At 41.3% G+C, this 14,447-nt stretch carries 9 protein-coding genes, 1 other RNA gene and 1 other annotated feature; of the genes, 1 reads left to right on the forward strand and 9 read right to left on the reverse strand.

The window, feature by feature from the left end; genetic code table 11:
• Positions 1-163: 163 nt before the first annotated feature.
• From ssrS to GXK58_RS27000, 4 genes are all read right to left on the reverse strand, one after another.
• Positions 164-358, reverse strand: a non-coding RNA gene (gene ssrS, locus GXK58_RS09125) — 6S RNA.
• A gap of 67 nt (positions 359-425) precedes the next feature.
• On the reverse strand, positions 426-2,195 hold the full coding sequence (gene aspS, locus GXK58_RS09130) for an aspartate--tRNA ligase (RefSeq protein WP_160721901.1): 1,770 nt from the start codon (positions 2,193-2,195) through the stop codon (positions 426-428).
• 11 nt (positions 2,196-2,206) lie between these two features.
• On the reverse strand, positions 2,207-3,478 hold the full coding sequence (hisS, locus tag GXK58_RS09135; protein WP_160721903.1) for a histidine--tRNA ligase: 1,272 nt from the start codon (positions 3,476-3,478) through the stop codon (positions 2,207-2,209).
• A 104-nt stretch (positions 3,479-3,582) separates the two neighbouring features.
• Positions 3,583-3,820: a binding site (T-box leader), on the reverse strand.
• Positions 3,821-3,880: 60 nt separating this feature from the next.
• Positions 3,881-4,057, reverse strand: a complete 177-nt coding sequence (locus GXK58_RS27000; RefSeq protein WP_202171323.1) for a hypothetical protein — start codon at positions 4,055-4,057, stop codon at positions 3,881-3,883.
• A gap of 155 nt (positions 4,058-4,212) precedes the next feature.
• Here GXK58_RS27000 and GXK58_RS09140 point away from each other — a divergent pair, with 155 nt between their 5' ends.
• Positions 4,213-5,952 (forward strand): SH3 domain-containing protein, encoded by a 1,740-nt coding sequence (locus tag GXK58_RS09140; protein WP_160721905.1) that lies wholly within the window; start codon positions 4,213-4,215, stop codon positions 5,950-5,952.
• Positions 5,953-6,028: 76 nt separating this feature from the next.
• On the opposite strand, the gene dtd is transcribed toward GXK58_RS09140, so the two are convergent.
• The 5 genes from dtd to secDF all read right to left on the reverse strand — a co-directional run bounded on the left by dtd (position 6,029) and on the right by secDF (position 14,368).
• Positions 6,029-6,469 (reverse strand): D-aminoacyl-tRNA deacylase, encoded by a 441-nt coding sequence (gene dtd / locus GXK58_RS09145; RefSeq protein WP_160721907.1) that lies wholly within the window; start codon positions 6,467-6,469, stop codon positions 6,029-6,031.
• 185 nt (positions 6,470-6,654) lie between these two features.
• Complete coding sequence (locus GXK58_RS09150) at positions 6,655-8,850, reverse strand: RelA/SpoT family protein (protein ID WP_160721909.1); 2,196 nt, start codon at positions 8,848-8,850, stop codon at positions 6,655-6,657.
• Positions 8,851-9,135: 285 nt separating this feature from the next.
• Positions 9,136-9,648, reverse strand: a complete 513-nt coding sequence (locus GXK58_RS09155; RefSeq protein WP_160721911.1) for an adenine phosphoribosyltransferase — start codon at positions 9,646-9,648, stop codon at positions 9,136-9,138.
• A gap of 2 nt (positions 9,649-9,650) precedes the next feature.
• Complete coding sequence (gene recJ, locus GXK58_RS09160; protein ID WP_160721913.1) at positions 9,651-12,002, reverse strand: single-stranded-DNA-specific exonuclease RecJ; 2,352 nt, start codon at positions 12,000-12,002, stop codon at positions 9,651-9,653.
• A 101-nt stretch (positions 12,003-12,103) separates the two neighbouring features.
• Entirely contained in the window at positions 12,104-14,368 is a 2,265-nt protein-coding gene (secDF, locus tag GXK58_RS09165; protein ID WP_160721915.1) for a protein translocase subunit SecDF, read from the reverse strand.
• Between the last annotated feature and the right edge of the window lie 79 nt (positions 14,369-14,447).

The raw sequence follows: 14,447 nt of genomic DNA on the forward strand, positions 1-14,447 counted from the left end.
TAAGACGAGCCGGCGAGAAGGCTGTTCTTTAGCCTTCTTGACGGATTGGCTTATGACCCCGAGCCCCTAGGCGCTGGAGCTAGACAATTCTCTATGTTTATACTTCCTTTATCTACAAAAGAAAACCTTCCGCATAAGCAGAAGGTATTTTTTAAAAATAATAAAGAGTCCCAATGGTGCCGTCGCTCTTGATCCTTCGTTTTGATCCCGCTACTAGCAGGTGGGTGCCCTGTTTCCGAAATTGTAAGTCCCTTTACCGTATAGGTGGGGCATTTACGCATATCAGAAAACTCTGGACTCCCGAATCTTAAATGTTCGGTCAAAACTTCAGGTAACACAACGTACATTTCAGGACTCTTCCTAATTGCCTTTATCATACCACAATTAAAAATGGTCTTCAAGGATAAAATGAAAGCGAATTCCTGTTATTTATTAACATTTAGTGACAAATATAATTCTTTCAGTTGAGCCTCAGAAACTTCACCAGGTGCATCTGTTAACAAGCAGCTTGCACTGGCTGTTTTAGGGAAGGCAATCGTATCCCGCAGGTTAGAACTGCCGGCAAGCAGCATAACCAAACGGTCAAGGCCGATGGCGATTCCCCCGTGCGGAGGTGTTCCATATTCAAAAGCATTCATAAGGAATCCGAACTGTTCCATTGCTTCTTCCGGAGTAAAGCCCAGCACGCTGAACATTTTTTCTTGAACCTCACGTTCGAATATTCTTAGCGAACCACCGCCAAGTTCATACCCATTTAAAACAATGTCATAGGCTTGAGCGCGAACTTTTGAAGGGTCAGTTTCCAGAAGTTCAAGATCTTCTCTAAACGGCATCGTGAATGGATGGTGTGCGGCATAGTACCGCCCTTCTTCCTCAGCATACTCAAGAAGCGGCCAGTCCGTAACCCAAAGGAAATTAAACTTGTCAGGATCAATTAAGCCTAATTCCTTTCCAAGTTTTTGTCTTAACGCACCAAGTGCATCTGCAACAACGCTCTTCTTATCTGCAACAAATAACAATAAATCGCCTTCAGCCGCTTCAAGCGTAGCTTTGATTGCTTTTGCATCCTCTTCAGAGAAGAATTTAGCAATCGGCCCTTTTAAGCCTTCCGCATCTACCTTTAACCAAGCAAGGCCTTTGGCGCCATATACAGCAACAAACTCAGTTAAGGCATCGATATCCTTACGAGAATAGTTGTCGGCTGCACCCTTTACATTAATCGCTTTTACTTGGCCTCCGTTTGCAACTGCAGCTGCAAATACTTTAAAGCCGGATTCCTTTACGATTTCAGATAGGTCAACTAGTTCTAGGCCAAAACGTGTATCAGGTTTATCTGATCCAAAGCGGCTCATTGCTTCCGCATAGGTCATCCGTGGGAAGTTTTTAGGAACTTCTACTCCCTTTATTTCCTTCATTAAGCCTGACAGCATGTTTTCCATCATGCCCATAATGTCTTCCTGACTCATAAAGCTCGTTTCAATATCGACTTGAGTAAATTCAGGCTGACGGTCAGCGCGCAAGTCCTCATCACGGAAACAGCGGGCAATTTGATAATAACGCTCGACTCCGCCTACCATAAGCAATTGCTTAAAGATTTGCGGCGATTGCGGCAATGCGTAGAATTCACCCGGATGGACACGGCTTGGAACTAAATAGTCACGTGCTCCTTCCGGTGTGCTTTTTGTTAAAATTGGTGTTTCAATATCTAAGAAACCCTCACTGTCTAGGTAGTTTCTAATATGTTTCGTTACTTGATGGCGCATTTTCAATGTTTCAAATATAGCCGGACGCCGGAAATCTAAATAACGATATTTTAAACGAACATCTTCCGAAGCATCTGTCCGATCAGAAATCTGGAATGGCGGTGTTTTCGCTTCATTGATAATCGTTACTTCTTCCGCCTGAACTTCAATCGTACCAGTTGAAATATTTTCATTTATGGTACCTTCTTCGCGGCTGATCACTGTTCCGACTACATTAAGTACATATTCGTTTCGAATAGTTTCAGCTAATTGGAGTGCTTCCTTTGATGTATCTGGATTGAATACAACCTGAACAATTCCAGAACGGTCACGTAAATCGATAAAAATTAACCCGCCAAGGTCACGGCGCTTTTGAACCCAGCCTTTTAAAGTTACCTTCTCACCAACTGCTGACTCTGGAACTTCTCCACAAAAATACGATCTGCCAAACATGATTATCCCCCTTAAGCTTGCAATTCCTTGAATTGTTTTATAAATGTGTTTAGGTCTAATTCTACCTGTTCACCTGTAGCCATATTTTTAACATTAATTTTATTATTTTGAAGCTCATCGTCTCCGAGTATTGCTACATATTTGGCTTTTAAGCGGTCAGCCGCTTTAAACTGTGCCTTGAATTTCCGATCCAGATAGTCTCTTTCTGCAGAAAATCCGGCCATTCGTAATTGCTGCAAGAGTCCTACTGTATAATCTTTAGCAGCTTCCCCAAGCGCTGCTACATAGCAGTCAATCCCCTGGTTGATTTCTAGTTCAATGCCCTCTGCATTAAGGGCAGCAATAAACCGTTCAATACTCAAGGCAAAGCCGATACCAGGTGTTTCAGGACCGCCAATTTCTTCTGCCAATCCATTGTAGCGGCCGCCTCCGCAAAGGGTAGTAATCGCTCCAAAGCCTTCAGCATTACTCATAATCTCAAAAGCCGTGTGATTATAATAATCTAAGCCGCGGACTAAGTTTGGATCCACTTCAAATGGAATATCAAGCAAAGTTAAATAGTTCTGTAATTTTTCAAAATAGGTCTTTGAAAAATCATTTAAATAATCCAAAATCGATGGTGCTGTTTTCATTAATTCATGATCACGGTCTTGCTTACAGTCAAGGATCCGAAGCGGATTTTTCTCTAGACGGTTTTGGCAGTCATGACAAAACTCTCCAATCCGCGGTTTGAAATGATTCACAAGGGCCTCACGATGTGCGGTCCGACTCTCTTTATCACCCAAACTGTTGATAATAAGCCTTAACTTTTGTAGTCCCATTTCTTTATAAAGATTCATGGCTAGAGAAATAACTTCTGCGTCAATCGCCGGATCGTTACTTCCTAATGCCTCGACACCAAATTGAACGAATTGACGGAAGCGGCCAGCCTGGGGGCGTTCATAACGGAACATTGGCCCCATGTAGTAAAGTTTTACAGGCTGATTAGCCAGCCCAAACATTTTCTTCTCAACAAAGGAGCGGACAACCGCCGCCGTCCCTTCTGGTCTTAGCGTAATACTTCGTTTTCCTCTATCTTCAAACGTGTACATTTCCTTTTGGACAATATCAGTGCTGTCGCCAACACCTCTTGAGAAAAGATCAGTATGTTCAAAAATCGGTGTACGAATCTCTTGATATTGATATTTTTCACAAAGTTCTCTTGCTTTTGCTTCAATGAGCTGCCACTTTTCTACTTCACCTGGCAGTATGTCCTGCGTGCCTCTTGGGATGCTAATAGACATGGTGATAGACCTCCTTTATAAACATAACGCGTATGTAGATATTGTTAATTGGATAGTTTTCTTTTTTCTGGAAACGCAAAAAAACTCCCATCCCTTGTATACATACAAGGGACGAGAGTTTAAAATCCCGCGGTGCCACCCTAGTTGAAGAACATGAACATGCCCTTCCTCTTAAACAGTTAACGCCTGCAACGTTCAACTCCTACTAAAGCATTTGCTTTTTCAGAGAGAAGCCTACGGAGTGTTCTTTCACTAAGGTACATGTAGAAATGCTTTCAGCCTAAGGCATTCCCTCTCTTTTCATGGATAATCTTAATTACTGTGCTCCATCATTGGTTATTTTCGAATATGACTTATATTTATATAATAATACGGAGCATCTAAACTAATGTCAAGAGACATTTACGACCTTCCTAGATGTTTTTTTAACTTTCTGACATCGCCCATCGTAAGCCCAAATTCAGATGCAAGTTCAAACGAGTTTGTGTGTCCTTCTTTTTGAATAAAGTCATGAAAGTCTACCCCAAATAGGCGGCAGTCCATGGATTGTATATTCATTCCCTTTTCACTTGACCTCATATCACAATCACCTCAGTTTTTTTTCTATTATTTCCATCCATCAGAAAAAAATTCTTATTAGAGAGAGGATTTCTAGTAATTTTAGTTAAAATAGCCATTTAAGGAATGAATTTCTGTTTTTTTTACGATAGAATAGATGGGTAAAGGAGGTTGTCATGTCAAAAAAGTTAACTCTACTTCTATTCTCTATTATTCTCCTATTTGGTACCTTCCTGCCACAAGGAGGGATGGCTTCAAGTGGAACAGTTACTATTTCCACTGACACGGTAAATGTCCGCAGCGGACCGGGATTAAGCTACCCCCTTGTTTTGACCGCAGTACGGGGTGAAAGTTACTCCATTGTTAGTGAGAAGGGTGATTGGCTTGAAATCAAGCTCGGGGTGGGACAAACCGGCTGGGTTGTCAGTTGGCTGGTCACAAAAGATAATGAAGAAGAATCGGGAACAACATCAGGATCTGCTGGAAGAAATGCCGCCAAGGCCAACACCGATCAATTAAGAATTCGTTCAGGCCCTGGGACAAGCTTCCCAATCGTTGGTTCTCTAAATCAAGGGCAGGAAGTAACGATCCTTGATCAAAATGAAAATTGGTATAAAATCACTTCAGACTTCGGTGAAGGATGGGTCCTTCGAGAATTTTTACAAGTACAATCTGGTGAAAATTACTCTGATTCATCAAACTCCACCGAAATGGGAACTGTAAACGCTGATACCATAAATATAAGGGAAGAAGCTTCCGAGACTAGTCCGATTCTTGGAAAATTAACCAATGGTACGGATGTTACGATTGTTTCGAAAGAAAATAATTGGCTGGAGATTCGTTATTCAGACCTTAGCGGGTGGGTAAAAGCAGAGTTTATTGATACCCAATCAAAAACATCACAGAATACGCCTAAGAAAAAATTAACAGGCGTTTATGGCACTGTAACAGCCGGAAGTCTTAGTGTCCGGTCAGAGCCCTCATTAAATGCAGACATCATTAGCAGTGTGTCAAAGGATCAGCGATTTGCTATTTTGGAAGAAAATAATAATTTTTCAAAAGTAGAGTTTGAGTCTGGTAGTTTTGGCTGGATTTCAAGCCTGTACCTTGAGAAATCCACTGAATCAAAACCTTCACAGTTACAGGGCAGTACGGTCACTATCTTACATAACGGAACAAATATTCGAGAGGAAGCAACGGCCGATTCTCAAGTGGCTGCCTTGGCAAACGAAGGAGATTCTTTTCCTGTAAAAGGGATTGTGAATGACTGGTACGAGATTGAGTTAAACGATGGAAGCACGGGATATGTAGCTGGATGGATTGTGTCTAGCAATGGGTCAACAACTCAAATCCATAAAGGCGGCGCCGAAGGCTATCTGAAAAACAAAACGATTGTCCTTGATCCAGGTCATGGCGGCGGCGATAACGGGACCACTGGTGCAAATGGTACATTAGAAAAGGAACTTACCTTAAGAACTGCACGGCTTTTATATGATAAATTAAGTGCTGCCGGAGCCAATGTCTATCTTACCAGAAGCAGTGATTCTTTTATTACCCTTCCATCCCGTGTAAGTGCCGCTGCTGCAAGAGATGCAGATGCCTTTATAAGTTTGCATTATGACAGCAGTCTTGACCGAAGTGCGCGAGGTATGACAGGTTATTACTTTTACGATTATCAAGAAGGTCTAGCTGATTCTCTCTATTCCTCAACCGTTGCGCAAACCAATTTGGATGGACGCGGGGTTAGATTCGGTGATTTTCATGTGATTCGGGAAAACAGTCAAACAGCTGCCCTGATTGAGCTGGGATACTTAAGCAACCCGCAGGAGGAAATCACATTAAACTCCGGGGTCTTTCAAGAAAATGCAGCATCGGGTCTATATAATGGATTAGCTAGATATTTTAAAAACAACTAAGCATAAGGCTCTGGAAGAATTCTCTTCCGGGGCTTTTTTAAACAGCAAAAAAGCCTGGCACGATTGCCTAGGCTTCTTACTTACTTTCTACAATTAACGTAACGGGACCATCATTGACTAATTCTACATCCATCATGGCACCGAATACGCCTGTTTCAACGGTAATTCCTTTATCACGAAGCATCTGGTTGAAGGTTTCATACAATATGACGGCCTGTTCAGGTCTAGCCGCTTCCATAAAGTTTGGTCTGCGGCCTTTCCTGCAGTCGCCAAATAAAGTGAACTGTGATACAGACAGGATTTCCCCGCCAACATCCAATAAAGAAAGATTCATTTTACCCGCATTGTCATCAAAGACCCGTAAATTAGCTATTTTGTCAGCTAGGTAGGCAGCATCCTCTTCCTTATCTTCATGGGTCACCCCAACCAGCAAGACAAACCCTTTGGTTATTTTTCCGGTGATTTCTCCGTCAACCGTTACTTTTGCCTGTTTGCTGCGTTGTACTACTATTCTCATGCTAGAAACTCCTTAACTTATGGCTCTGTTAATCTAGAATGTTGATTTCCGCTCCAGGTGCTCCCTTTCCGCGGGCGTGCCGGGGAGCCTCCTCGCCGCTTCGCGCCTGCGGGGTCTCCCCTGCCCCGTACTCCCGCAGGAGTGGAGCACCTTCCGCTCCAATCAACAATGTGCATTAACAAAATTTAACTTATAATCCTGCGAACGGAATAGATATCAGGGATTTGCTTGATTCGGTCGACAACTTTTTGGAGATGGCTGACATTGTGGATCGCAATCGACATGATGATGGTCGCCATTTTATTACGGTCTGATTTTCCGGAAACCGCTGAGATATTTGTTTTGGTCTCACTAACGGCTTGAAGAACCTCATTAAGCAGTCCCTGACGGTCATAACCGCTGATCTCAATGTCGACGTTATACTCCTTACGGTCATTTAAGGAAGATTCCCACTCAACCTGGATTAATCTTGATTGGGCATCATTTGAATCAATATTTGGGCAATCCGAGCGATGGACAGAGACACCGCGGCCTTTGGTAATAAACCCGACAATCTCATCCCCCGGAACAGGATTACAGCATTTTGACAAGCGGATCAACAGGTTATCGATCCCTTGGACGCGTACACCTGATTCCCGTTTTTTCGTCGATGGAAAGGACTTCAAATCGGTAATGGCATTCGCAATCGTTGCCGATTGTTCTTTATCCCGTTTTTTGCGCCACTTCTCGGTCAGGCGGTTGGCCACCTGCAATGCAGTAACACCATTATAACCAACGGCTGCATACATATCTTCTTCATTGGAAAAATTAAACTTCTCAGCTACCTTTTTCAGGTTCTCAGCTGTTAAAATTTCCTTAATGTCGAATTCCATGCTGCGAATTTCTTTTTCAACTAACTCTTTGCCTTTAATGATATTTTCATCACGGCGCTGCTTCTTAAAAAACGCTCGAATCTTATTTTTCGCCTGCGAGGTTTGAGCCAGCTTCAACCAGTCCTGGCTAGGTCCATAGGAATGTTTAGAAGTCAGGATCTCAATGATATCACCGGTCTTCAGTTTATAATCGAGTGTCACCATTTTTCCGTTCACTTTTGCACCAATCGTTTTATTGCCGATTTCAGAGTGAATCCGATAGGCAAAATCGATAGGAACAGAACCAGACGGCAATTCGATGACATCGCCTTTTGGCGTAAAAACGAACACCATATCCGAGAACAAATCGATTTTTAATGATTCCATAAATTCTTCGGCATTGGCGGTATCGTTTTGAAAATCTAGGATTTCCCTAAACCAGGTAAGTTTTTGTTCGAAGGTGGAACTGTCGCTAATCGCTTTTCCTTCTTTATAAGCCCAGTGAGCTGCAACCCCGAACTCCGCGATTCGGTGCATTTCATCCGTTCTAATTTGCACTTCAAGCGGATCCCCTTTTGGACCTATGACGGTCGTATGCAAGGACTGATACATATTTGGCTTAGGCATCGCAATATAATCTTTAAACCGGCCGGGCATCGGTTTCCAGCAAGTATGAATAATGCCAAGAACCGCATAACAATCCTTAATACTATTCACCACAATCCGGACGGCAAGCAAATCATAAATTTCACTGAATTGTTTGTTTTGCAAGGCCATCTTCCGATAAATGCTGTAAATATGTTTAGGACGTCCTGAAAGCTCCGCTTTAATGGATACTTCACTTAAACGGCCCTTTACTTCGTCAATGACATCATCAAGATATTGCTCACGCTCTGCCCGTTTCTTTTTCATTAAGTTCACAATCCGGTAATACTGCTGTGGATTTAAATATCTTAATGCGGTATCTTCCAGCTCCCATTTAATCTTAGAAATACCAAGACGATGAGCTAAAGGTGCAAAAATTTCAAGTGTCTCATTGGAGATCCGGCGTTGTTTCTCGACAGGAAGATGTTTTAGTGTCCGCATATTATGCAAACGGTCCGCCAGTTTAATCAGGATGACGCGGATATCTTGTGCCATTGCAACAAACATCTTTCGATGATTCTCTGCCTGCTGCTCTTCATGAGACTTATATTTAATTTTTCCTAACTTCGTCACTCCATCAACAAGCATTGCCACTTCGCCGTTAAAAGCCTCTGCAATATCCCCTAAGGTTACATTGGTATCCTCAACAACGTCATGGAGAAAACCAGCCGCCACAGTTGCCGGGTCCATTTCAAGGTCGGCTAAAATACCGGCAACTTGAATGGGATGAATAATGTATGGCTCTCCCGATTTTCTATATTGTTCACGATGGGCATGTTTCGCGTACTCATAGGCTTTTTTCACCAGTTCCACATGCTCATCATTTAAATATTTTCTAGTCTTGTCGATGACTTGGTCGGCCGTTAACACTTGATCGTTCGCCATGAAATCACCTTTATCTTCATCTCAATTTTTATATCAAAATCCCGCCAAGCTGCGAGAGAATCTTTTTATATAAATATTTTCCTAAAAAAAATTGTTACTAAATTAGAATGATTGTTACTATTATCGAAAAAAATAGCGAAATTGTAAAGAGATTGTACTGTTTTTTTACTAAATTACGAAATCTTTGTCACTTCTAGCGGCTTTTATAGGCTATTTTGCCTGTTAAAACGTATTTAAAAATTATATAAAGAGAGCACTCGTAAATTGAGTGCCCTCATGCATCATTTAGTAGTGCAATAATGTAAGAACATCGTAACCGTCTAATTTGCTGCGGCCTTCTAAATAGCTTAATTCTACTAAGAAAGCAATCCCAGCAACCACACCGCCAAGCTCTTCCACCAATTTAATAGTGGCATCAATGGTTCCGCCGGTAGCTAACAAATCGTCTGTGATTAACACACGTTGACCAGGCTGAATGGCATCTTTGTGAATAGTAAGAACATCTTTACCATATTCCAAACCATAGCTTACCTTAATGGTTTCTCGAGGCAGCTTACCTTCTTTACGGACTGGTGCAAATCCAACCCCTAATGAGTAGGCAACAGGGCAGCCGATAATAAAGCCGCGTGCTTCAGGTCCAACGATAATATCAATTTGTTTCTCTTTTGCGTAAGAAACGATTTGATCCGTTGCGTATTTATAAGCTTCTCCGTTATTCATTAAAGGAGTAATGTCTTTAAACTTAATTCCTGGTTTTGGCCAGTCAGGTACGATTGTAATATATTCTCTTAAATCCATTGTTAAATTGCCTCCTCAGATTCAACTGATTCTTGGATGACTTGATCGAACCAGCCTTTTAATTCTTGAAAGGAGGAAAACAATAGCTCTCTTTCAAGAGTATACTGGGCCTGTTTTGTTTGATAAGTGTGTGAATCAGTCAGGTCACGCTTTTGCGCTCCCGTATTTAAAGTAATAAATCCATTGTTTATTGTAACAAAATCCAGTTCAGAAAACACCTTTGACATAAATTTAATCGTTTCCTGTGACCAGCCGCGGTGTTTAGCGATTGTTTCGCCATGAAGATTCAAGTCAATGGGACCCTTTTTTAACAGCAAGGCATAGAACCATTTAAAGTGATCACGTGTTGGTATCGTCGAAAAATAATCGCTTGCTTCTTTATAAAAATACGCATAGATTCTGGCTGGTTTTTCCCCTGCAATTAATTCTTTAAGAAGGTCTTTTGACGGCGGAAAATCCACTAATGCAATATTGGCCCCGTTTCCATCAAAGACTTTGGCTTCTTCCAGGTCTTGAATTAAAATGGCCTCTGATTGTAATTCTGGGTTCATTTTTTCAAGGTTCGCTTTATTGAAAACAACAATCTTCCTGTTTTCAGCCGGTACTGTGTTTTGTAAGTGATGCGTTCTCCTTTGTCCACGAAAATCAAATAGCTGCCACTTATTGACCGCTACATCGTGGATAAAGATTTGCGGTTTACGTATATTGTTCCATTCATTAATAGATAATTCTCCAATTAATGAAATTTTGGAAGCAGGAGAGATATGGTCCACCAGCGGCCCTAAACCAAATCCGATGCCATCAAGGCTTGCGCCTTCTTCATTTATTAAAAGTTTAAGATGGTTTTGCTCACTGCCAATTTTTCTGATACTTTTTATCGCCACATTATTGATTAACACTTTTGGTTTTGGATTGTCCACACCAAATGGCGCCAGAAGACTAAGCTCATCTAAGGCATTTAAGCTGATATTTTCAAGATGTATTTCCTCATCAAGCTGGGTGATTGGTATTAAATCATCCTCTGAAAGTTGCTCGTCCGCAAGGAGATTGAGACGCTGACGGAGCTCTGCAACATCCTCAAGTTTCAATGTCATCCCTGCCGCCATAGGATGTCCGCCAAAATGTGGAAGAAGTTCTCTGCAAGTAGATAAATTTTTAAATAAGTCAAAACCAAATATACTTCTTGCCGAACCCTTAGCAACGCCTTTTTCAGGGTCGAAATTTAACACGATAGTCGGCCGGTAAAATTTTTCAACAAGCCTTGAGGCTACAATCCCGATTACACCGGCATTCCAGCCTTCTCTGCCAATCACAAGCACTTTATTAGTCTCAATTGGGAAGTTTTTCTCGACCTCTTCGATGGCCTCGGCAGTAATTGTATTAACAATTTCCTGCCTCGTCTTATTTAAGGCATTCATTTCTTCTGCAAGAGCAGCTGCTTCATCTTGATCGTCTGTCAAGAGCAGCTGAACCGCCAAATCGGCATCTTCAAGTCTGCCGACAGCATTGATTCTAGGTGCAAGCGTAAAGCCGATCGTCTCTTCGTTGATCGACTTAAAATCCACACCTGCTAGTTTTAAAATAGCCTTCAAACCAATATTTTCGGTCGTTTTTAGTTTTTCCAAGCCTTTTCTTGCAATTAAGCGATTTTCATCTTTTAACGAGACGAGGTCAGCAATCGTACCAATCACGGCAATTTCCAACAAGTGCTCTGGAACTTCTCCATATAACGCATGGGCAAGTTTAAAGGCTACACCCACTCCTGCCAGTTCGCGAAAAGGATACGTACTGTCTGGCAGCTTGGGATGAATGATAGCCAATGCTTCTGGTAAGACGGGTCCAGGTTCATGGTGGTCAGTAATTATCAGATCCATCCCAAGCTCTTTGGCAACTGAGGCCTCATGAACAGCCGCGATTCCTGTATCTACCGTTATCAACAGTTTAATGCCATTCTCTGCTGCATGACGGAAGGCAGCTTCGTTTGGACCATAGCCTTCTGAAAAACGATTAGGTATATAAAATTGGACGTTCGCCCCTAGATCGCGCAGTGTAATCATTAACACAGTAGTACTGCTTACACCATCTGCATCATAATCTCCGTAGATGAGAATTGGTTCTTGTTTCTCAATCGCTTCACGAATTCGATTAACAGCCGTTTCCATCCCTTTAAGCAGGTAGGGATCATGAAACCCATCTTTTCCAAATAAAAAATACCGAGCAGATTCTACGGTATTGAGTCCACGGTTGACAAGTAGTGATGCAACTAGAGGTGTTATTTTCAACTCATTAACGAGCATATCAACATTATTATAATCAGAATTGCGTACAATCCATTTTGTTTTTGACTTTAACACTGGTAGGTTCACCCCTCAGACTTACTAATTATACAGGAGCAGGTCAGAGGTTTCAATCAAAAGAAAAAACTGCAAAATGGTTTGCAGTTTTTTCGTAAAATCTATACCTGTGGCTGATCGGAATATTTTCTCTTTTCCTTTACCGTACGAATAGTACCCTTTTTCTTAAGTTCGCGCGTCTTGAACACATACCAAAGCGGACCGGCAATACCGATAGAAGAGTAAACTCCCACTACTAAACCAATGAACAAGGCAATTGAGAAATTAAGGATCGATTCATTGCCAAAAATAATTAAAGCAACTACCGTGATTAATACGGTTAAAACTGTATTAACGGATCGCGTCAAGGTTTGACGGATACTTGTATTCAACACATCAGCAATATCTTCATTTGTTTTAAGCCTTTTCTTCTTACGCATGTTTTCACGCATTCTGTCAAAGGTAACAATGGTATCGTTAATGGAATAACCAACAATGGTCAATACCGCCGCAATAAACGTTAAGTCAACTTCAAGTCTTGTCAGACTGAATAGGGCAACCATAAAGAATGCATCATGGAGCAGCGAAACAATTGCTGCAATCGCCATTGAGATTTCAAAACGAATTGTTACATAAATGATAATCCCAATCGATGCAATTGCAAGGGCAATAATAGCATTTTTCGCCAATTCCTTACCGATAGTCGGAGAAACGGTGCTTACATTTGGTTCAGAACCAAATTCCTTTTTAAAATCTGATTTTAATTTAGCAATTTCATCCTTATTAAGGACACCTACGAAGCGGGCAGAAGCACGTTCATTATTGTCCCCGGAAATGACAATGTCGTCTGCCGTTAAATCATGTTTTTCAAATGCTGTGTTTACTTGTTCAGTGGTTAGTGCTTTATCAGAGAGTACTTCCACACGGGTACCACTTGAAAAATCAATCGCCAGGTTTAGTTTAAAGACAATTAATACGATTAATCCAGCAACGATTAAAATAGCAGAAATCCCAAAAAATTTCTTCCTTGGCTTAACAAAGTCAAGTTTATCAAAGCGAGTAGGTAAATCTAATGTATCAAAGCTTTCTTTAATGTCGTGTATATCAGCCTGTTTTACACCAAACCAGCTTGGTTTCTTGTTAAAGAGATTACTGTGAACCCATAATCCCAATAATAGACGTGCACCGTAAACCGATGTTAAAAAGCTCATAAGAATACTGATAATTAACATGGTTGCAAACCCTTTTACAGAGCTTGTCCCGTAAAAGAATAATACAGCAGCAGTTAGTAATGTCGTCAAGTTTGCGTCAAGTATGGATGTAAAGGCATTTTTCTCACCAGCTTGAAATGCGGCTTTAACTGATTTACCAACCTTTAGCTCTTCTCGAATGCGTTCATAGGTAATAATGTTGGCGTCAACAGCCATACCGATCCCGAGAATAATCGCCGCAATCCCCGGCAAAGTCAGAACCCCATTCATCCAATCGAATATTAATAGCACCAGATAAGTAAAAATACTTAAAGTAATCGTAGCAATAAAACCTGGAAAACGGTAATAGAAAATCATGAATAAATAAATGATAGCCACTCCGACAAGTCCAGCGAAAATGGTTTCATTTAAAGCTTGCTCTCCAAATTTAGCTCCAACAGAAGTAGAGTATACTTCTTTCAGTTTTACAGGCAAGGAACCTGCATTTAATAGGGAAGCTAATGTTTGGGCTTCTTCGGCCGTAAAGCTGCCGACAATGGAAACTGAATTTTGATTAAAGATTTGGTTTACAGTTGGAGCAGATAAGAACTTGGGATCCTCTTTGGCTACTTCCGTTTTAAAGGAATCTTTTCCCTCTTCAAAGTCAAGCCAAATGACAAGGTAATTATTTGGCGACATATTCATAATTTCTTCAGAAACTTTCCTGAATTTATCCGCACTCTTTAATGTCAGACTTACACTTGGTTTGCCATTTTCATCGAAGGTTTGCTTAGCTCCGCCCTGTTTTAAATCAGAACCATCCATCTTTAGTTTGTCATTAGCATCCCTGAAAGATAAATTAGCCTGGGTTGACAAGATTTCCCTTGCTTGGTTTTGGTCTTTAACGCCGGCCAGCTGCACCCTGATTCGGTTAGTCCCTTCAATTTGAATAACTGGCTCACTCACGCCAAGGACGTTAATCCGTCGATCCAAGGCTTCAGCGGTACTAGCCAAAACTTCCTGGGTAATTTTCTGTCCTTTTTTCGCAGGCTGAACTTCATACAAAACCTCAAACCCGCCCTGAAGGTCCAGTCCAAGCTTAATATTATTTAAGATATTCTTTGTTGTTGCTCCCATTGTGCTTCCAAGAATGATGATTAGAAGAAAGAAAGCAATAATTCTACTGCGCTTTACCATTATGTATTGTTCCTCCTTAGTGCATGTGCACACCTGCACTGGTACGTCTCGTACTATTTAATTAACATAAAAAAAGTCA

This window comes from Bacillus sp. USDA818B3_A, assembly GCF_009928415.1.
In the GTDB taxonomy this organism is placed as follows: domain Bacteria; phylum Bacillota; class Bacilli; order Bacillales; family Cytobacillaceae; genus Neobacillus.

Coding starts and splice junctions, on each gene's coding strand:
- secDF (WP_160721915.1), bottom strand. CDS start 14,368: ATGGTAAAGCGCAGTAGAATTATTGCTTTCTTTCTTCTAATCATCATT.
- dtd (WP_160721907.1), bottom strand. CDS start 6,469: ATGAGAATAGTAGTACAACGCAGCAAACAGGCAAAAGTAACGGTTGAC.
- GXK58_RS09140 (WP_160721905.1), top strand. CDS start 4,213: ATGTCAAAAAAGTTAACTCTACTTCTATTCTCTATTATTCTCCTATTT.
- GXK58_RS09155 (WP_160721911.1), bottom strand. CDS start 9,648: ATGGATTTAAGAGAATATATTACAATCGTACCTGACTGGCCAAAACCA.
- aspS (WP_160721901.1), bottom strand. CDS start 2,195: ATGTTTGGCAGATCGTATTTTTGTGGAGAAGTTCCAGAGTCAGCAGTT.
- hisS (WP_160721903.1), bottom strand. CDS start 3,478: ATGTCTATTAGCATCCCAAGAGGCACGCAGGACATACTGCCAGGTGAA.
- GXK58_RS27000 (WP_202171323.1), bottom strand. CDS start 4,057: ATGAGGTCAAGTGAAAAGGGAATGAATATACAATCCATGGACTGCCGC.
- GXK58_RS09150 (WP_160721909.1), bottom strand. CDS start 8,850: ATGGCGAACGATCAAGTGTTAACGGCCGACCAAGTCATCGACAAGACT.